Genomic DNA, 18,783 nt, shown 5'->3' with positions numbered 1-18,783 from the left:
GGCGGTTGTCTTTTCCTGCCCCGGCCGGCCGCACCGCGCGTCGTCCGGACATGCCACGGGCCCGGAACGCGCTGCGTTCCGGGCCCGGTGAGCCGTCCAGGGGCTAGTCCTCCCGGAGGCTGGGCTTCAGCTCCTTGAGCCGGGCGAGCAGGCCGTTCACGAACGAGGGGGACTCGTCCGTGGAGAACTCCTTGGCCAGCTGCACGGCCTCGTCCAGGACGACGGCGTCGGGGACGTCGTCCTCCCAGATCAGCTCGTAGGCGCCGAGCCGCAGGATGTTCCGGTCGGTCACCGGCATCCGGTCGAGGGTCCAGCCCACGGCGTGCTTCGACAGCAGTTCGTCGATGCGCCTCGCCCGCTCGGCGTAGCCCTCGACGAGCTGCATCGTGTATTCGCTGACCGGCGGCTGCCGGTCGTCGGTCCGGGCGAGCCTGATCCAGTCCGCCATGGCGGTCTTGGGGTCGACACCCCGCTGCTCCGCCTCGAAGAGGATCTGGAAGGCGCGCTTGCGGGCCTTGTTACGTGCGGCCACGGTTAGCTGGTCACCCGGCCGAGGTACTCACCCGAGCGGGTGTCGACCTTGATCTTCTCACCGGTGGTGATGAAGAGCGGGACGCCGATCTCGTAGCCGGTCTCCAGCTTGGCGGGCTTGGTGCCACCGGTGGAGCGGTCGCCCTGGACGCCGGGCTCGGTGTACTCGATGACCAGCTCGACGGCGGCCGGGAGCTCGATGTAGAGGGGGGAGCCCTCGTACATGGCGACGACGGCCTCGAAGCCCTCCAGAAGGAAGTGGGCGGCGTCGCCGACGACCTCGGGGGTGATGTAGACCTGGTCGTACGTGTCCATGTCCATGAACACGAAGCTCTCGCCGTCCTTGTAGGAGAACTGCATCCCGCGCTTGTCGACGTTGGCCGTCTCGACCTTCACGCCGGCGTTGAAGGTCTTGTCGACGACCTTTCCGGAGAGCACGTTCTTGAGCTTCGTACGGACGAAGGCGGGGCCCTTGCCGGGCTTGACGTGCTGGAACTCGACGACGGACCAGAGCTGGCCGCCGTCGAGCTTGAGCACGAGGCCGTTCTTGAGGTCGTTCGTGGTGGCCACGGTTGCGGAATCTCCTGCACTGCTGCTTCGGGGACCCGGAGCCGCGGCCGCCCTCTACAGGGCGAGCAGCTCCTTGGTCGTGATGGTGAGTAGCTCGGGCCCGCCGTCCGTCGGGGGACGCACGACGAGTGTGTCGTCGATGCGGACACCGCCGCGGCCCGGGATGTGGACTCCCGGTTCGACGGTGACCGGCACGCAAGCGTCCAGTTTACCCATGGCCGAGGGGGACAACCGAGGGTCCTCGCCGATCTCCAGTCCGACGCCGTGTCCGGTGGTCTCCCCCAGCGCCTCGCCGTGGCCCCCGGACTCCAGCACGTGGCGCGCCGCGTGGTCCACCTCGCGGCAGGCGGCGCCGGGTGCGAGGGCCTCGCGGCCGGCCCGCTGCGCCGCGAAGACCAGGTCGTACAGCTCGATCTGCCAATCAGCGGGCGTGGTGCCGATGACGAAGGTGCGCCCCACCTCGCAGCGGTAGCCGCGGTAGCAGGCGCCCAGGCAGACGGTGAGGAAGTCGCCCTCCTCGACACGCCGGTCGGTGGGCAGGTGGCGCGCCGCACCGGAGTGGGGGCCCGTGCCCACGCAGGTCGGGAAGGCCGGCCCGTCGGCCCCGTGGTCGATGAGGCGGCGCTCCAGCTCCAGGGCGAGGTGGCGTTCGGTGCGGCCCACCAGGATCGACTCCAGGAGCTCGCTGAGCGCCTGGTCGGCGATCTCGGCGGCGATCCGCAGCGCGGAGATCTCCTGCTCGTCCTTGACCAGCCGGAGCTGTTCCACGGCCGAGCCGAGGTCGGACAGCCGTACGCCCGGCGCCGCGCTGCCCAAGGCACGGTGCCGCGCGACGGTGAGGTGGTGCTCCTCGACCGCCAGGGCCCCGGCCTTGCGGTCCGCGGCCAGCGCGGCGGCGGTGACGGCCGGGTCGCCCTCGGGGCCGGACAGCACGACGCCCCGTACGTCGTCCGGAAGCCGGCCCTCGGCCAGGTCGCCGGACGGATGACGGTGGTGGACCAGCACGTCCTCGGGGCCCGGCCCCACCAGCAGGACGGTCCCCGGCGGGGCGCAGCCCGTCAGGTAGCGGACGTTGGCGGGGCGGGAGACGAGCGCCGCCGCCGCACCGGCCGCCGCGCAGCGGTCCCGGAGGCGTTCCCTGCGGGCAGCGTGCACCTCGGACATGTGGCGAGCGTACGTCGCGTGCCGCCGGTCGGCCTGTCGAGAGCTGCCGGGCGGCTACCAGGCGGGCGGGCCCTGGAGGCTGCGGGTGACGACACTGTCGAGCGCGGCGGCGGCCGCGGGGACGTCGAGGTGGGAGTTGTCGATGATGGGCAGCCCGGAGCCGTACCAGCCGGCCATGCGGCCGTGGATGCGGGCGACCTCCTCGTCCGACAGCCGCCGGTTCCCGCTGCGCTGCGCGTTGCGGGCCAGGACGATGTCGAGGCCGGGCAGGAGGACGACGGGCAGCAGGCCGGGCCCGACGTGACGCTTCCAGCCGCCGAGGCCCACGACCGGGCGGTCGGGGAAGACCGCGTCATCGATGATGCAGGAGATGCCGTTCGCCAGGAAATTGCGGGCCGCGAAGCCGCAGGTGCGGCGGGCGAGGCGGTACTGCGCCTCGGAGTTGTCGTTCCAGCCGGACTGCGGGTCGGCGAAGCCGGAGCGGACCCACTCGCGGACGTCGTCCAGGCTGATGTGGGCGGTCGGCACACCCCGGTGGTCGGCCCAGTGCCGGGCGATGGTTGTCTTGCCCGCGCCGGCCGCGCCGATCAGCAGGACCGCGACGGGGCCGTGCGTGGTGTGCGGGAGCGGGGCGCCGCTGCCGGCGGCGGGCTGCGGGGGCGGCTGGACCGGGTGCTGGACGGGGGCTCCCTGGGCCATCGGGAAGTGGCCGGTGGTGCCCGGGTGCTGCGGCGGCGGCCCTGGCTGCCCGGCCTGCTGCCCACCGTGCGGCGGTGGCAGCGGCGCACCCACGGCATGCTGCATCGAGGCCACTCCGTCCGTACAAGAGCTTTCGGGTTCGACCGAACGGTACCGTGGGCGGCCGCAGTTGTGTGAACGGCCGGGCAGCCCACGGGGTGCCCGGCCGTTCGGGATCCGCGGTCCCGTGCGCGTGCGCGGCTACTTGGAGATCTCCGCGTAGGCGGCGAGGAGCACCCCGGGGTCGGGGGCCTCCAGGACGGTCGGCTTGGCGAGGCCGTCCAGCACGATGAAGCGCAGCCGGTCGGCGCGCGACTTCTTGTCCACCTTCATCGTCTCCAGCAGCCGCGGCCACTGGTCGCCGCGGTAGGTCAGCGGCAGGCCGACGGACTCCAGGACGGAGCGGTGGCGGTCGGCGGTGGCGTCGTCCAGGCGGCCGGCGAGACGGCCGAGTTCGGCGGCGAAGACCATGCCGATGGAGACGGCCGCGCCGTGCCGCCAGTTGTAGCGCTCGTTCTTCTCGATGGCGTGGCCGAGGGTGTGGCCGTAGTTGAGGATCTCGCGCAGCCCGGACTCCTTGAGGTCCGCGGAGACCACCTCGGCCTTGACGCGGATGGCGCGCTCGATGAGCTCGGCGGTGTGCGGGCCCGCGGGGCCGCGGGCGGCGGCCGGGTCCTGCTCGATCAGGTCCAGGATCACGGGGTCGGCGATGAAGCCGGCCTTGATGATCTCGGCGAGGCCGCTGACGTAGTCGTTGACCGGCAGCGACTCCAGTGCCGCGAGGTCGCAGAGCACCCCGGCGGGCGGGTGGAAGGCGCCGACGAGGTTCTTGCCCTCGGCGGTGTTGATGCCGGTCTTGCCGCCGACCGCCGCGTCCACCATGCCGAGCACGGTGGTCGGCACGGCGACCCAGCGGACCCCGCGCAGCCACGTCGCCGCGACGAACCCGGCGAGGTCGGTGGTGGCACCGCCGCCGACGCCGACGATGACATCCGTACGGGTGAAGCCGGACTGCCCGAGCGCCCGCCAGCAGTACGCCGCGACCTCGGTGGTCTTGGCCTCCTCGGCGTTGGGCACCTGGATGGCGACGGCCTCGTAGCCCTGCTCGGCCAGGTCCTCGCGCAGCGCCTGGCCGGTGGCCTCCAGTGCCTCGGGGTGGATGACGGCGACCCTTTGGACATCGCTGCGGCGCGGAGCGCCTCCCCTGAGGGTGGTGGTGGGCGACGGGTCCTTGTCGCCGATCAGGCCGGGAAGCTCGCCGAGCAGCTGCCGGCCGACCAGCACCTCGTACGGCTCGGTGCCCTCACTCCCCCCGACCCGGATGCGGATGGGGGTGTGGGCGGCGTGCTTCGTCATGCGTTCTTCAGCTCCAGTGCGTCCAGGACGGCGTCGGCGACGTCCTCGGGGGTCCGGCCCTCCGTGCTGACCACGGCACGGGCGACCTCGGTGTACAGCGGGCGGCGGGCCTCCATCAGCTCGCGCCACTGCCGTCGCGGGTTGACGGCGAGCAGCGGGCGGGCCGTGTCGAGGCCGACACGCTTGACCGCCTCGGCGACGTCCATGTCGAGGAAGACCACGGGCAGGCCGGCGAGCAGCTTGCGGGTGTCCTCGTCGAGGATCGAGCCGCCGCCGAGCGCGAGCACACCCGGGTGCTCGGCGAGCGCGGCGCGGACGGCCAGGGCCTCCAGCGCGCGGAAGTGCTCCTCGCCGTCCTCGACGAAGATGTCCGCGATCGGCCGGCCCTCGGCCTCGACGATGTCGGCGTCGGTGTCGCGGCAGGTAGTGCCGAGCCGCTGGGCGAGCAGCTCGCCGACGGTGGTCTTACCGACGCCCATCGGGCCGACCAGGACGACGACCGGGCCGCTCATCGGATCGCCAGGTTGTCGAGGTAGCCGCGCACGTTGCGGCGGGTCTCGGTGACGCTGTCGCCGCCGAACTTCTCCGCGACCGCGTCCGCCAGGACCAGGGCGACCATCGCCTCGGCGACGATGCCCGCGGCCGGGACGGCGCAGACGTCGGAACGCTGGTGGTGGGCCTGGGTGGCCTCGCCGGTGGCCACGTCCACGGTGGCCAGGGCGCGCGGCACGGTGGCGATGGGCTTCATCGCGGCCCGCACCCGCAGCAGCTCGCCGGTGCTGAGGCCGCCCTCGGTGCCACCGGAGCGGCCGGTGGAGCGGCGGATGCCGTCCTCGGTGGCGACGATCTCGTCGTGCGCCTTGGAGCCGGGGACGCGGGCCAGTTCGAAGCCGTCGCCGACCTCGACGCCCTTGATGGCCTGGATGCCCATCAGGGCGGCGGCCAGCCGCGCGTCCAGCCGGCGGTCCCAGTGCACATGGCTGCCGAGGCCGACCGGCACACCGTAGGCGAGCACCTCGACGACGCCGCCGAGGGTGTCGCCGTCCTTGTGAGCCTGGTCGATCTCGGCGACCATCCGCTTGCTCGCGTCGGCGTCGAGGCAGCGCACGGGGTCGGCGTCGAGCTTCTCGACGTCGGCGGGGGTCGGGTGGACACCGTACGGGGCCTTGGCCGCGGCGAGCTCCACGACATGGGAGACGATCTCGATGCCGGCCGTCTCCTTGAGGTAGGAGCGGGCCACGGCGCCGAGCGCGACGCGGGCGGCGGTCTCACGGGCGGAGGCGCGCTCCAGGATCGGCCGGGCCTCGTCGAAGCCGTACTTCTGCATGCCGGCGAGGTCGGCGTGGCCGGGGCGCGGCCGGGTCAGCGGGGCGTTGCGGGCGAGCCCGTCGAGGATCTCCGGATCCACCGGGTCGGCCGCCATGACCTGCTCCCACTTGGGCCACTCGGTGTTCCCCACCATGATCGCGACCGGGGAGCCGAGGGTGAGCCCGTGACGCACGCCGCCGAGGAAGGTGACCTGGTCCTGCTCGAACTTCATCCGGGCACCGCGGCCATAGCCGAGCCGCCGCCGCGCGAGGTGGTCCGCCACCATCCCGGTGGTGATCGGCACACCGGAGGGCAGACCCTCCAGTGTCGCGACGAGTGCGGGGCCGTGCGACTCCCCCGCGGTCAGCCAGCGCAACCTGCTCAACGGTGCTCGCTCCTTCATCATCGCCCGGACCGCGGCGAGGCGGACCGGACCATCCGTGCGTAAACCGATCCTTTCACGTCCGGCGGCGAAGGCGGGGCGCGGTCCGCTGGGCGGACAGCTTCGTGGACGCCTGCGGAGTGTTCAGGAACGGTGCAGCGCCGCCTCGCCGGCGGCCCGCATGGCCGCCAGCGGGGCGGGTTTGCGGCCGGTCATCAGCTCCACCTGCAGCACCGCCTGGTGCACCAGGAGGTCCAGCCCCCCGACGACGGCCCCGCCCCGCGTCGCCCAGGCGGACGCCAGGGCGGTCGGCCACGGGTCGTACAGCACGTCGAAGAGGGTCCCTGCCCGCTCCGGCACGGCGGCGGCGAGCGCGTCCGCGGTGCCGGCCGGCGTCGTGGAGATCACCAGGGGCGCGGAGAGGGCCTCGGCGGCGTCCTTCCAGGCGGCCGTCCGCACGGCCACGCCGAGCCGCTCGCCCCACTGCCGCATCTGCGCGGCGCGGGTGTCGCTGCGCACGTACGCGGTGACCGTGCCGTCGCAGATCTGCGCCAGCGCGGCCAGCGCGGAGGAGGCGGTCGCCCCCGCGCCGAGGACGGCGGCGGAGCCGACGCGTCCGACGCCGCGCTCGCGCAGCGCCGCCACCATCCCGGGGATGTCGGTGTTGTCGCCCAGCCGGCGTCCGTCCTCGGCGAAGACCACCGTGTTGACGGCCTCGACGGCGGAGGCGGTGTCGCTGACCTCGTCCAGCAGCGGGATGACCGCCCGCTTGAGCGGCATGGTCAGCGACAGCCCCGCCCAGCGCCCGCCGCCCGGCAGCTCGGCCAGCCCTGCCAGGAAACCGGGCAGGGCGGCCTCGTCGACCTCGAAGCGGTCGTAGGCCCAGTCGGTCAGGCCGAGTTCCGCGTAGGCGGCCCGGTGCAGCACCGGGGAGAGCGAGTGCGCGATCGGCGACCCGAGGACCGCAGCCCGCTTGCCGTCACTCATCCGCCGCCGTGCTCCCGCTGGTACTTGTTGAACTCCGCGACATTCCGGTCATGCTGCGCCTGGCTGTCCGTGAAGCGTGTGTCACCCGGCTTGACCGTGACGAAGAACAACCAGTTGCCCTTGGTGGGCTGCAGGGCCGCCTCGATGGCCTGATGGCCGGGGTTGCCGATCGGACCCGGAGGCAGGCCCTTGTGGTTGTAGGTGTTGTAGGGCGACGGGTCCATGGTGTCGGCCTTCGACGTGTTGAGCGTACTGCGGCCCTTGGCGTAGTTGATCGTCGAGTCGAAGCCCAGGGGCATGTACTTGTCGAGACGGTTGTAGATGACCCGCGAGACCTTGCCGAACTCGTCGTCCTCCTTCGCCTCGGCCTGCACCAGACTGGCGATGGTGACGACCTCGTGCGGCGTCATGCCGACCTTCTTCGCCTGCCCCACCAGGTCGTCCTTGGTGTACTCCGCATTGGCGCGCTTGACCATCTGCTTGAGCAGGTCGAGGGGTTTGGTTTCCTTGCCGATGCTGTAGCGGGAAGGGAAGAGGAAGCCCTCCAGCGGATCCACTATGGCTTCACCCTCGTCGGCCCAGTCGGGCAGGTCGAGGCTGTCGGCCTCGTTCTTCGCGACCTTCTTGGTGGTGCCGTCCTCGAGATTCAGCTTGGCGTCGATGATCGAGTAGATCTGGGCGTCACGCAGGCCCTCTGCGATGATCAGGACGTTCTGCGACTTCGGGTCGAGCATCATCGTGACGGCGCTGGACGCCGACATCTCCTTGTGCAGGACGTAGACGCCGGGCTGGATGAGCTTGCCCTTGGGGTTCTGGTTGGTGGCGGCGGTGAAGGCGTCGACGCTCTTGACCACACCCGCCTTCTTCAGGATGTTGCCGATCTGGATGCCGGTGGCGCCCTGCGGGATCTCGACCTGGACCTCGCCGCTGCCTTGCCCCGCGAAGTCCGGCGGCGGGCCGAAGTTGCTCTGGTAGTACCGGTAGCCGAAGTAGCCGACGCCCGCGATGCCGCCGCCGAGGACGACCATCACGACCAGGCACGCCATGCCGGAGCGGCGCTTCTTGCCGCCCTTGCCCGCCTGGCCGCCCCTGCCCGCGCGGCCGCGCCGGTCGTTGCGGTCCGACTGCGGCTCGTCGTCCTCGTCGTCGTCCGCGCCGGAGAAGAAGGAGTGGTCGTCGGCGGCACCCGCCTCGTCGTCCCAGAGCGGGGCGTCCTGCCCGGCCGGCCGGGGGCGCTGCTGCTGCGGCTGCGGCTGCGGTTGCTGTGGGGGCTGCTGCTGGTACTGGGGCTGCTGCTGCGGGTAGCGCTGGTCGGGCCGCTGCGGGGGCGGGTAGCCGTCCTGCCCGTAGTAGTCGGGCTGCTGCCGGCCGCCGTAGCCGTCGTGGCCGTAGCCCGCCGGGGCGCCCCAGGAGTCGTACTGCTGCTGGGGGTCGTACGGGTACTGCTGCTGCTGACCGGTGTTGCCGTAGGGGTCCCAGCCACCCTGCTGCTGGTACTGAGGGTTCTGCTGCTGGTGCTGCTGTGGCTGCTGATGCTGCTGATGCTGCTGATGCTGCTGATGCTGTTGATACTGGGGATTTTGCTGGTACTGGGAATACTGCTGGTGCTGCTGGTGCTGCTGTTCCTGGGAATGCTGCGGCTGTCCCCATTGGTCGCCGAAGAGAGGGTCTTCGGGGTGCCATGCATCGGAGCCAGGGCTCCGGCCATAGTCAGTCATCGATCCCCTACGGTTCGGTTCGCGCGGCGGCAGCAGGCCGGCGCTTGTGGCGCGGGCGGGGGGTCCCGACCCGTCGGCACCCACAGATCCCGCTGTGGAGCCGCCGTGCTGCGCGGAACGTTACCGTACCGCGATCAGATAAACGGTTCGACGCTCTCGCCCGGCTCTTTACCAGACACCCGTTCGGTCTCGAGGGCGCTCTGCAGGATGACCACCGCAGCGGCCTGGTCGACGACGGAACGTCCCTTCTTGGCCTTGACGCCTGATGCGCGCAGGCCCTGCGTCGCCGTGACGGTGGTCATCCGCTCGTCCACCAGGCGCACCGGGACGGGGGAGATGATCTTCGCCACATCCTGGGCGAAGCCGCGGGCCTTGGCCGCGGCCTGCCCCTCCCGCCCGTTGAGCGAGCGGGGCAGGCCGACCAGCACCTCGATCGGCTCGTACTCCTCGACGATCTGTGCGATGCGACGGCGCGCGGCCGGGGCGTCCCGGCCGGGCACCGTCTCGACGGGTGTGGCGATCAGCCCGTCGGGGTCGCACGAGGCGACCCCGATGCGGGCGTCCCCGACGTCGATCGCGATCCTGCGACCCCTGCGCATCACGGACCTCAGGCCGTCTCGGCGACCAGTCGCTGCACGGCGGCGATGGCCTCGCCGACCGCGTCCGCGTTCTGGCCGCCGCCCTGGGCGACGTCCGGCTTGCCGCCACCGCCGCCGCCGAGGGTCTTGGCGGCGGTACGGACCAGCTCGCCGGCCTTCAGGCCGCGCTCGCGGGCCGCCTCGTTGGTGGCGATGACGGTCAGCGGGCGGTCGTTCGCCACGGCGAACAGGGCAACGACGGCGGCGCGGCCGCCGCCGATCCGCTGGCGGACGTCCAGCACGAGCTTGCGCAGGTCGTCGGCGCCGGTGCCGTCCGGGACCTGGCCGGTGACCAGGGCGACGCCCTTGACGTCCTGGGCGGAGTCGGCGAGCCCGGCGGCGGCCTGCAGGACCTTCTCCGCGCGGAAGCGCTCGATCTCCTTCTCGGCGTCCTTGAGCTTGGCGAGCATGCCGGAGATCTTCTCCGGGAGCTCCTCCGGCCGGCCCTTGACCAGCTGCTGGAGCTGGGCGACGACCGTGTGCTCGCGGGCGAGGAAGTTGTACGCGTCCACGCCGACCAGAGCCTCGACCCGGCGCACGCCGGAGCCGATCGAGGACTCGCCGAGCAGCTTCACCAGGCCCAGCTGGGCGGTGTTGTGGACGTGCGTGCCGCCGCAGAGCTCCTTGGAGTAGTCGCCGATCGTCACGACGCGCACCCGCTCGCCGTACTTCTCGCCGAACTCGGCGATGGCGCCCTGCTTCTTGGCCTCGTCGATGCTCATGATCTCGGCGGTGACGTCGAGTTCACGGGCGAGCACCGCGTTGATCTTCTGCTCGACGTCCGTCAGCACAGTGCCCGGCACGGCGGCCGGCGAGCCGAAGTCGAAGCGGAAGCGGCCCGGGGAGTTCTCCGAACCGGCCTGGGCGGCCGTGGGGCCGAGGGCGTCGCGCAGCGCCTGGTGGGTCAGGTGGGTGGCGCTGTGGGCGCGGGCGATGGCCCGGCGGCGGCCGAGGTCGATCTTGGCGAAGACGCCGGAGCCGACGGTCACCTCGCCGACCTGGACGCTGCCCTTGTGCACGGTGACGCCCGGGACGGGCTGCTGCACGTCCCGGACCTCGATGACGGCGCCCGAGTCGGTACGGATCCGCCCGGTGTCGGCGAGCTGGCCGCCGCCCTCCGCGTAGAAGGGGGTGCGGTCCAGGATGACCTCGACCTCGTCGCCCTCGTTGGCGGCGGGCGAGGGCACGCCGTCGACCAGCAGGCCGACGACGCTGGCCTCGCCCTCGTTGTCGGTGTAGCCGGTGAAGACGGTGCTGCCGGCCGTGTCGGCGACGGCACGGTACGCCGACATGTCGACATGACCGCTCTTCTTCACCAGGGCGTCGGCCTTGGCGCGGTCCCGCTGCTCCTTCATCAGGCGGCGGAAGCCGTCCTCGTCCACCGACAGGCCCTGCTCGGCGGCCATTTCGAGGGTGAGGTCGATCGGGAAGCCCCAGGTGTCGTGGAGCAGGAAGGCCTTGTCGCCGGAGAGCACGCCGGAGCCGGCGGCCTTGGCCTCGGTGACGGCGGTGTCCAGCACATTGGTGCCGGCCTTCAGCGTCTTGAGGAAACGGGCCTCCTCGGCGAGGGCGACCGTCTCGATGCGCTTGCGGTCCTCGACGAGCTCCGAGTACTGCTGGCCCATCGTCTTGATGACGGTGTCGACGAGGTCGCCGACAACGGCCTCCGTGGCACCGAGCAGCCGCATTTTGCGGATGGCGCGGCGCATGATGCGGCGCAGCACGTAGCCGCGGCCCTCGTTGCCGGGGGTGACGCCGTCGCCGATGAGCATCACGGAGGTGCGCATGTGGTCGGCGACGACGCGCAGCGAGACGTCGGACTCGTGGTCCGAGCCGTAGGCGACGCCGGTGAGCTCGGTGGCCTTGTCGATGACGGCACGCAGGGTGTCGGTCTCGTACATGTTCTGCACGTCCTGCAGGATCATGGCGAGACGCTCGAGACCGAGACCGGTGTCGATGTTCTTGGCGGGCAGGTCGCCGAGGATCGGGAACTCCTCCTTGCCGGAGCCCTCCCCGCGCTCGTACTGCATGAAGACCAGGTTCCAGATCTCCACGTACCGCTCGTCGTTGACGGCCGGGCCGCCCGGGGCGCCGAACTCGGGGCCGCGGTCGTAGTTGATCTCGGAGCACGGTCCACAGGGGCCGGGGACGCCCATGGACCAGAAGTTGTCCTTCATGCCCAGGCGCTGGATGCGCTCGGCGGGCACGCCCACGACGTCGCGCCAGATCCGCTCGGCCTCGTCGTCGTCCTTGTAGACGGTGATCCACAGCCGCTCGGGGTCTAGGCCGTAACCGCCGTCCGCCACGGGAGTGGTGAGCAGCTCCCAGGCGAGCTTGATGGCGCCTTCCTTGAAGTAGTCGCCGAAGGAGAAGTTGCCGCACATCTGGAAGAACGTGCCGTGGCGCGTGGTCTTGCCGACCTCTTCGATGTCGGGCGTGCGGACGCACTTCTGCACGCTGGTGGCGCGCGGGAAGGGCGGCTTGACCTCGCCCAGGAAGTAGGGCTTGAACGGGACCATGCCCGCGGGCACCAGAAGAAGGGTCGGGTCGTCGGCGATGAGCGACGCCGACGGCACGACGGCGTGCCCGCGCTCTTCGAAGAAGCGCAGCCAGCGGCGGCGGATTTCTGCCGACTCCATCAGTGTTCGTCCTTCCGGTGGTGGTACGAGATGGCCGGCCGCTGGGCCGGCATGTCGAGATCGGGGGCCGAGCGGCCCAGTGCGTCGTTGAGCTGTTCCTCGCGCTCGGACATGCCGGCGCGGACGTCCTGCGCGAAGGTGCGCAGCCGGTCCCCGGCCTCGAGGGCCTTGTCGGCCGCCTTCGACGCCAAACTCTCGGGGGTCAGGCTGCGGATCTTGCGATGGACCTTGTGGGTGGCCCACACCCCGGCGGCGGCACCGGCGGTGAACCAGAAGGCACGGCGGAACATGCAGGTCAGCCCCTTGACTTACGGCGGCGGGCGGACGGGAGCGTCCGGCCGACGACCACGGTGCGCTTCTTGGCGGTGCCCTTGGCCTGGAGGGTGACCGCGCGCCGCACGCCGTAGCCGAAGGCCGCGACCTTCACGAGGGGCCCTCCGAAGGTCGAGGCGACGGTCGTGGACAGGGCGGAGGCGTTGGCGGTCACCTCGGCGACGTCGGAGGTGATGGTGTCCACGCGGGCCAGCTGGGCGTGGGCCGAGCGGACCGCCTCGGAGGCCTCGCCGAGCAGCGGCACGGCCTGGTCGGTCACCTCCGCGACGAGGCGGGTGGCCTGACGGAGCGCCTGGGCGAGCCGCACGAGTGCCACGGCGAGGAACGACACCAGGATCGCCCAGAAGACGGCCACGATGAGGCCGGCCACCTCTCCACCGGACACGTTGCCACTCCCTCGGATCCACCGCGCCAACCAGGTACCGATACAGATACCGACCTTATCGCGACGGGCAGCACGCTCCGTACCGCATTGCGGGCCGGTACCGGCCGGGACCGCCCCCTGACCACGGGCCCGGATTGTACGTTCCGCTTATTTGACGATACCCTCCGTGACCCATGCGCCATGAGACGACGCCCGGCAACCTGCCGTGCGAGCTGAACCACTTCGTCGGCCGGCGGCGCGAGCTCGACGAGGTGGCCCGCCTGCTGGACAGGGTCCGGATGGTGACGGTGACCGGCGTCGGGGGGGTCGGCAAGACCCGGCTCGCGCTGCGCGCGGCGGCCGGGCTGCGCGCCGGGTTCGCCGACGGGGTCTGGCTGGCCGGGCTGGGGGATGTGAGGGACCCGGCGCTGGTGGATTACTCCGTGGCGGACGCGCTCGGCCTCACCGACCACACCACGCGCGGCCCCCGGGCCGCGCTCGGCGCCTTCCTGGCCCGCCGCCGGCTCCTGCTCGTCCTGGACTGCTGCGAACCGCAGGTGGAGGCGGCGGCGGAACTCGCCGACGCGATGCTGCGGCGGGCACCGGGACTGCGGTTGCTGACCACCAGCCGGCAGCCGCTGGGGGTGGCGGGAGAGCACATCGTGGCGCTGGAGCCGCTCGGCGACGCCGACGACGCGGTGGAGCTGTTCGCCGACCGGGCGTCCGCCGTGCTGCCGGGCTTCACCGTGGACGCGGGCAACCGGGCCGAGGTGGAGGAGCTGTGCCGCCGCCTGGACGGCATCCCGCTGGCGCTCGAGCTGGCGGCGGGCCGGGTGCGGGCACTGTCGGTGCGGCAGATCACCGGGCGGCTGGACGACCGCTTCCGGCTGCTGACCCGGCGCGGTGGCACGGGCGGTCCCGACCGGCACCGCGCGCTGCGCACCACGATCGGGTGGAGCCACGAGCTGTGCTCCCCGCGCGAACGACTGCTGTGGGCACGGCTGTCGGTGTTCGCCGGGGACTTCGACCTCGACGCGGCCGAGTACGTGTGCGCGGGCGGTGAGGTGAGCGCCGACGCGATGGTGGACCTGCTGGCGGACCTGGTGGACAAGTCGGTGGTGCTGCGCCGTGAAGTCGCCGGCGCGGTGCGCTACCTGCTGCTGGACACCCTGCGCGGGTACGGGCTGGGCTGGCTGCGCGAGCTGGGCGAGGAACGGCGGCTGCGGACCCGGCACCGGGACTGGTACCTGGGCTTCGCCACCTGGGGCGAGATGGAGTGGTTCGGCGCGCGGCAGGAGGAGATCTCGGCCGGCACCGAACGGGAGCTGGCCAACCTGCGGGCCGCGCTGGAGTTCTCCCTGGGGCACCCCGAGGAGCTGCGGACCGGGCAGTACCTGGCGGCGAGCCTGTGGTTCTTCTGGGTCGGCTGCGGCCGCCTCGCCGAGGGCCGGTACTGGCTGGAGCGCGCGCTGGCCGCCGGCCACGAGCCCACCGGCCAGCGGGCCAAGGCGCTGTGGGTGTGCGGTTACGTCTCGATCCTCCAGGGCGACGGCACCGCGGCGCTGGGCATGCTGTACGAGTGCCGGGAGCAGGCGCTGGCCACCGGCGACGCGACGGCGGTGGCGTACGCGGTGCACCGCATGGGGTGCGGGGCGCTGCTCAGCGACGACCTGCCGCGCGCCAGGGCGCTGTTCGAGGAGGCGCTGGGCCATTACCGGACGCTGGGCGAACTCAACAGCAACGTGATCATGGCCGAGGTCGAACTGGCGATGGCGGTGGCCTTCGAGGGGGACCTGGAGGGCGGGAGCGAGCGGTGCGACCGTATCCGCGAGGTCTGCGAGGACCACGGGGAGCGCTGGGCCCTGGCGTACGCGCTCTACACCCGGGCGGTCATCGCCTGGCGGCAGGACGACCCCGTGCTCGCCGCCGAGCTCGCGGCCGAGTGCGTGCGAATCAACCACGCGTTCCGCGACATGGTGGGCATCGTGCTCGGCATCGAACTGCTCGCGCTGCTGCGGGTCCCGGGGGACGCCCGCGAGGCGGCGGTGCTGCAGGGCGCGGCGAGCGGCATCTGGGGGCTCGTCGGGCTGCCGGTGTTCGGCTCGCGCCACTTCGGCATCCCCCACCAGCGCTGCGAGGAGCTGGCCCGCGCCGAACTGGGCCGGGTCGGCTACGAGGGGGCGTACGAGGAGGGCGGCGTCCTCGACCTCGACGCCGCGGTCGCCCGGGCCCTGACCGGGCTGCCCCCGACGCGTCCCGGCGCGTGTCCGCCCCGCGGTCCCATGCCGCCGGCCGACCCGCTGCGCGCCGGTGCGCCGCTCGGCCGGGCCGCCCAGGACTGACCGCCGCGCGCGGGCGCACCCGGGGACGCGAAAGCCCCGGCGCCCCGCCGGAAGGGCGGGGCGCCGGGGCTGACGTGCGTGCCGGGTGCGGCAGGCGTCAGCGAGCGTAGTACTCGACGACGAGCTGCTCGTCGCAGATCACGGGGACCTCACGACGGTTCGGCAGACGGTCCAGGCGGAAGGCCAGCGCCTGCAGGTTGACCTGCAGGTACTTCGGGGTCTCGCCGTCGCCGGCCCAGCCGCCCTCACGGGCGACCTGGAACGGGGTCTTGGAGCGGGAGCGCTCGCGGACCATCACGACGTCGTCGGGGGTGACGCGGAAGGACGGCTTGTCGACCTTGTGGCCGTTGACCTCGATGTGGCCGTGCACGACCATCTGGCGGGCCTGGTAGATGGTGCGGGCCAGACCGGCGCGCAGGACGAGGGCGTCCAGGCGGCGCTCGAGCTCGACGATCAGGGCCTCACCGGTCTTGCCGCTGACCTTGCGGGCGCGGTCGTAGGCGCGGGCCATCTGGCGCTCGGAGATGTCGTACTGCGCGCGCAGACGCTGCTTCTCCAGCAGACGGACCTTGTAGTCACTGTTCTGCTTGCGGCCGCGGCCGTGCTCGCCCGGCGGGTAGGGACGGGCCTCGAAGTACTTCACAGCCTTCGGCGTCAGGGCGATGCCGAGGGCACGCGACTTCTTGACCTTGGGACGCGACTGGTTCACGTTTCCCAGACCTCCATGTAAGTTAGGTAAGGCTTACCTTAGCGAAGGAGATCGTATGTCTCGCCCTGGGAACACCACGCGCATCACGGACGGTACGGACGCCGCACAGGGCGCCGCCGACGCCACCACGGGCGCCGACTTGACGGAGGTCCGATCAGCTCATGGTCAGCCGCGTCCCAGCGGGCATGAAATCGCCCGACTGCCGTCAGCAGCCGAGCGCACACGAACTCTCGTACAGAGTACCGCCTCCGCCATCCTGGTGATTCCCGGCCTGGCCCCCGGCCTCCCCGAGCTCATGGTTCCCGAGGAGCGAATCGTGGGTACCGACGGCGACCTCTTCCTGCTGTTCCCCGCGCAGTCGCCCGCCGTTCGGGCCGCGACGCACGCCGAGGACGACGACCTGACGGCTGTGCTCGACATCACTGACGTCGCCCCGGTGGCGGTGCCCGGACGCATTCGAGGCCGCGCCTGGATCGCGGGCTGGATCACCGTAGCGCGCGACCTGCCGGCCCCGGCCGGGAAGGTGCGGCTGCGGCTGGAGGTCGGCGAGGCGTCGCTGGACGACCTGTGGGGCGCCGGACAGGTGGAGCCGGAGGAGTTCGCCTCCGCCCGCCCCGACCCGCTCGTCGACCACGAGGCGGAACTGCTGCAGCACCTGGCGGCCGCCCATGCCGACCAGATGGGCTGGCTGTGCGCCCTCGCCGGCGGCGGCGCCGACAGCCGCAGCACGCCGACCACCGCGGTGCCGCTGGCGCTGGACCGCTTCGGACTGCGGGTGCGCTTCACCGGCGAGGACGGCGTCTTCGACGCCCGCTTCGAGTTCCCGGAGCCCGTACGCGGCCACGCCGGCCTGCACCGGGCCATGCACACGCTCTTCGACGCCGCGCGGGAGGCGACGACAAGTGCGGGACCGCTGACCACCCGGGTGCCGCGCGCTACTCCCCCGCCAGCCGCTCCCTGACCCGCTCCAGCACGTCGGCGTAGCGGGCCTCGGCGCCGTAGCGGGTCGGCTCGTAGTAGCGCCGGCCGTGGATCTCGTCCGGCGCGTACTGCTGGGCTGCGATGGCGCCGGGCAGATCGTGCGGGTACTGGTAGCCCTTGCCGTGGCCGAGTTTCGCGGCGCCCTTGTAATGGCTGTCGCGCAGATGGGCCGGGACCGGCCCCGCCTTGCCCGCCCGTACGTCGGCGAGCGCGGCCCCGATGGCCGTCGTGGCCGCGTTGGACTTGGGCGCCAGGGCGAGCGCGATCGTGGCGTGGCTGAGGGTGAGCGCTGCCTCCGGGAAGCCGATCATGGCAACCGCCTGTGCCGCGGCGACCGCCGTGGGCAGCGCGGTCGGGTCGGCCAGGCCGATGTCCTCGCTCGCGGAGATCATCAGCCGGCGGGCGATGAAGCGCGGGTCCTCCCCCGCCTCGATCATGCGGGCAAGGTAGTGCAGGGCGGCGTCCACGTCCGAGCCGCGGATGGACTTGATAAGCGCGCTGGCCACGTCGTAGTGCTGGTCGCCGTCACGGTCGTACTTCACGGCGGCACGGTCGACGGTCTCCTCGAGGGTGCCCAGGGAGATCTCCGGCTCGCCCTTCGCCAGGGCCGCGCCCGCGCCCGCCTCCAGGGCGGTCAGCGCCCGGCGGGCGTCTCCGCCGGCGATCCGCAGCAGGTGCTCCTCGGTGTCCTCCGGCAGCGTGACCGCGCCCTTCAGGCCGCGCTCGTCGGTGAGCGCGCGGCGCAGCAGACCGCGCAGGTCGTCGTCGGTCAGCGGCTCCAGGGTGAGCAGCAGGGACCGGGACAGCAGCGGGGAGATGATCGAGAAGTACGGGTTCTCGGTGGTGGCGGCAATCAGGGTGACCCAGCGGTTCTCGACGGCGGGGAGCAGGGAGTCCTGCTGGGCCTTGCTGAACCGGTGGATCTCGTCGAGGAAGAGCACGGTGTCGCGGCCGTAGCCACCGGACTCGCGCTTGGCGCTCTCGATGACCGCGCGGACCTCCTTGACGCCCGCGGTGATCGCCGAGAGCTCGACGAAGCGCTTGTTGGTGGCGTGGCTGACGACGTAGGCGAGGGTCGTCTTGCCGATGCCCGGCGGGCCCCAGAGGATCACCGAGGACGGTCCCGCCGGTCCGCCGCCGCCCTCGCCGACCAGGCGTCGCAAGGGCGACCCGGGCCGGAGCAGATGCCCCTGCCCCACGACCTCGTCGAGGGTGCGCGGGCGCATCCGTACGGCCAGGGGGCTGCCTCCGGGCTCCCTCGACTGGCGTTCCTCTGCGGCGGCGGTGAACAGGTCGGGCTCCACGGCAAGGAAGCCTATGTCACCGCACTGACACCGCGTCCCCGCCGTCAGATCAGGGTGCTCCAGTACGTCCACCAACGGGTCAGGATCGCCACGGCGATCGCGCCGTACCAGAGGACGGGGACGACCCAGTGGAACTCCAGGACCAGGTCGCGGACGCGGGCGGGCGCCGGGATGATCTCGTGCTTGAGGTTGTGCACGAGGGTGTACCAGAACAGCGCGATGGTGACGACCCACGCCAGCGAGCACCACAGGCACAGCGAGCCGATGCTGTACAGCGACTGGTACTGCAGCCACGTGACGAAGCAGACGCCGAAGAGCGTCCCGGCCTGCAGGCCGAGCCAGAACCAGCGGCGGTAGCGGGCGCCGGCGAACATCCCCATGGCGAGGGCGATGACGACGGGGTAGGCGACCATGCCGATCATCGGGTTGGGGAAGCCGAAGGCGTGCGCCTGCTCGCTCTTCATGATGTTGCCGCAGGAGATGATCGGGTTCAGGCTGCAGCCGGGGACGAAGTTCGGGTCCTCCAGCAGCTTGAACTTGTCGATCGTGATGACCCACGAGGCGAGCAGGCCGAGCGCACCGCAGACCACGAGCAGCCAGGTGAAGGCCCTGCCCGCGCCGATGAGCCCGCCCGCGGACTCCTGGCTCCCGCTGTCGGTGCGAGCCGTGTCAACCGCCGTAGTCACCATGTCGCCGTTTCCGTGGGTCGGGGATGTGCC

The 18,783-nt window shown here is 72.0% G+C and carries 18 protein-coding genes; 2 read left to right on the top strand and 16 right to left on the bottom strand.

Translation table 11 applies throughout. From position 1 onward, the window contains the following. Positions 1 to 103 precede the first annotated feature (103 nt). The 13 genes from nusB to ACRWNP_RS09485 all read right to left on the bottom strand — a co-directional run bounded on the left by nusB (position 104) and on the right by ACRWNP_RS09485 (position 12,749). A complete protein-coding gene (gene nusB, locus ACRWNP_RS09545) occupies positions 104 to 532 on the bottom strand; it encodes a transcription antitermination factor NusB (RefSeq protein ID WP_431960608.1) in 429 nt (142 codons plus the stop codon). Between the two features lie 2 nt (positions 533 to 534). Next, positions 535 to 1,101, bottom strand: a complete 567-nt coding sequence (gene efp / locus ACRWNP_RS09540) for an elongation factor P (RefSeq protein WP_319134977.1) — start codon at positions 1,099 to 1,101, stop codon at positions 535 to 537. Positions 1,102 to 1,155: 54 nt separating this feature from the next. Continuing rightward, entirely contained in the window at positions 1,156 to 2,265 is a 1,110-nt protein-coding gene (locus ACRWNP_RS09535; protein WP_431960606.1) for an aminopeptidase P family protein, read from the bottom strand. A gap of 54 nt (positions 2,266 to 2,319) precedes the next feature. Further along, entirely contained in the window at positions 2,320 to 3,069 is a 750-nt protein-coding gene (locus ACRWNP_RS09530; RefSeq protein ID WP_431960605.1) for an AAA family ATPase, read from the bottom strand. A 135-nt stretch (positions 3,070 to 3,204) separates the two neighbouring features. Beyond that, the gene (aroB, locus tag ACRWNP_RS09525; RefSeq protein ID WP_431960604.1) at positions 3,205 to 4,359 is read right to left on the bottom strand and encodes a 3-dehydroquinate synthase; all 1,155 of its coding nucleotides are present in this window, start codon (positions 4,357 to 4,359) and stop codon (positions 3,205 to 3,207) included. Continuing rightward, positions 4,356 to 4,871: a shikimate kinase gene (locus ACRWNP_RS09520; RefSeq protein ID WP_431960603.1), complete on the bottom strand. Its 516-nt coding sequence runs from the start codon at positions 4,869 to 4,871 to the stop codon at positions 4,356 to 4,358. The genes aroB and ACRWNP_RS09520 overlap by 4 nt, the downstream gene beginning before the upstream one ends. Next, positions 4,868 to 6,052: a chorismate synthase gene (aroC, locus tag ACRWNP_RS09515; RefSeq protein ID WP_431960602.1), complete on the bottom strand. Its 1,185-nt coding sequence runs from the start codon at positions 6,050 to 6,052 to the stop codon at positions 4,868 to 4,870. The genes ACRWNP_RS09520 and aroC overlap by 4 nt, the downstream gene beginning before the upstream one ends. 141 nt (positions 6,053 to 6,193) lie before the next feature. Further along, complete coding sequence (locus tag ACRWNP_RS09510) at positions 6,194 to 7,036, bottom strand: shikimate dehydrogenase (RefSeq protein ID WP_431960601.1); 843 nt, start codon at positions 7,034 to 7,036, stop codon at positions 6,194 to 6,196. Next, positions 7,033 to 8,754, bottom strand: a complete 1,722-nt coding sequence (gene mltG / locus ACRWNP_RS09505) for an endolytic transglycosylase MltG (RefSeq protein WP_431960600.1) — start codon at positions 8,752 to 8,754, stop codon at positions 7,033 to 7,035. Before mltG ends, ACRWNP_RS09510 begins: the two co-directional genes overlap by 4 nt. A gap of 134 nt (positions 8,755 to 8,888) precedes the next feature. Continuing rightward, on the bottom strand, positions 8,889 to 9,353 hold the full coding sequence (ruvX, locus tag ACRWNP_RS09500; protein ID WP_018564195.1) for a Holliday junction resolvase RuvX: 465 nt from the start codon (positions 9,351 to 9,353) through the stop codon (positions 8,889 to 8,891). A gap of 8 nt (positions 9,354 to 9,361) precedes the next feature. Then, positions 9,362 to 12,031 (bottom strand): alanine--tRNA ligase, encoded by a 2,670-nt coding sequence (alaS, locus tag ACRWNP_RS09495; RefSeq protein WP_431960599.1) that lies wholly within the window; start codon positions 12,029 to 12,031, stop codon positions 9,362 to 9,364. Then, positions 12,031 to 12,321 carry a DUF6167 family protein gene (locus ACRWNP_RS09490; RefSeq protein WP_431960598.1) on the bottom strand — a complete coding sequence of 97 codons (291 nt, stop codon included), beginning with the start codon at positions 12,319 to 12,321 and terminating at the stop codon, positions 12,031 to 12,033. The genes alaS and ACRWNP_RS09490 overlap by 1 nt, the downstream gene beginning before the upstream one ends. A gap of 5 nt (positions 12,322 to 12,326) precedes the next feature. After that, the gene (locus tag ACRWNP_RS09485) at positions 12,327 to 12,749 is read right to left on the bottom strand and encodes a DUF948 domain-containing protein (protein WP_431960597.1); all 423 of its coding nucleotides are present in this window, start codon (positions 12,747 to 12,749) and stop codon (positions 12,327 to 12,329) included. 173 nt (positions 12,750 to 12,922) lie between these two features. Here ACRWNP_RS09485 and ACRWNP_RS09480 point away from each other — a divergent pair, with 173 nt between their 5' ends. Beyond that, entirely contained in the window at positions 12,923 to 15,070 is a 2,148-nt protein-coding gene (locus tag ACRWNP_RS09480) for an ATP-binding protein (RefSeq protein ID WP_431960596.1), read from the top strand. Between the two features lie 97 nt (positions 15,071 to 15,167). On the opposite strand, the gene rpsD is transcribed toward ACRWNP_RS09480, so the two are convergent. Next, positions 15,168 to 15,779: a 30S ribosomal protein S4 gene (gene rpsD / locus ACRWNP_RS09475; protein WP_319135001.1), complete on the bottom strand. Its 612-nt coding sequence runs from the start codon at positions 15,777 to 15,779 to the stop codon at positions 15,168 to 15,170. A 199-nt stretch (positions 15,780 to 15,978) separates the two neighbouring features. Between rpsD and ACRWNP_RS09470 the strand changes: the two genes are divergently transcribed. Then, positions 15,979 to 16,740, top strand: a complete 762-nt coding sequence (locus tag ACRWNP_RS09470; protein ID WP_431960641.1) for a DUF2470 domain-containing protein — start codon at positions 15,979 to 15,981, stop codon at positions 16,738 to 16,740. Here ACRWNP_RS09470 and ACRWNP_RS09465 read toward each other — a convergent pair. Beyond that, positions 16,715 to 18,064 (bottom strand): replication-associated recombination protein A, encoded by a 1,350-nt coding sequence (locus tag ACRWNP_RS09465; protein WP_431960594.1) that lies wholly within the window; start codon positions 18,062 to 18,064, stop codon positions 16,715 to 16,717. The two genes, ACRWNP_RS09470 and ACRWNP_RS09465, sit on opposite strands and share 26 nt — an antisense overlap. A 44-nt stretch (positions 18,065 to 18,108) precedes the next feature. After that, positions 18,109 to 18,753 (bottom strand): vitamin K epoxide reductase family protein, encoded by a 645-nt coding sequence (locus tag ACRWNP_RS09460; protein WP_431960593.1) that lies wholly within the window; start codon positions 18,751 to 18,753, stop codon positions 18,109 to 18,111. Positions 18,754 to 18,783: the final 30 nt, after the last annotated feature.

Source organism: Actinacidiphila sp. bgisy160 (assembly GCF_965342435.1).
GTDB lineage: Bacteria > Actinomycetota > Actinomycetes > Streptomycetales > Streptomycetaceae > Actinacidiphila.
This window is presented reverse-complemented; position numbering and strand designations above follow the sequence as displayed.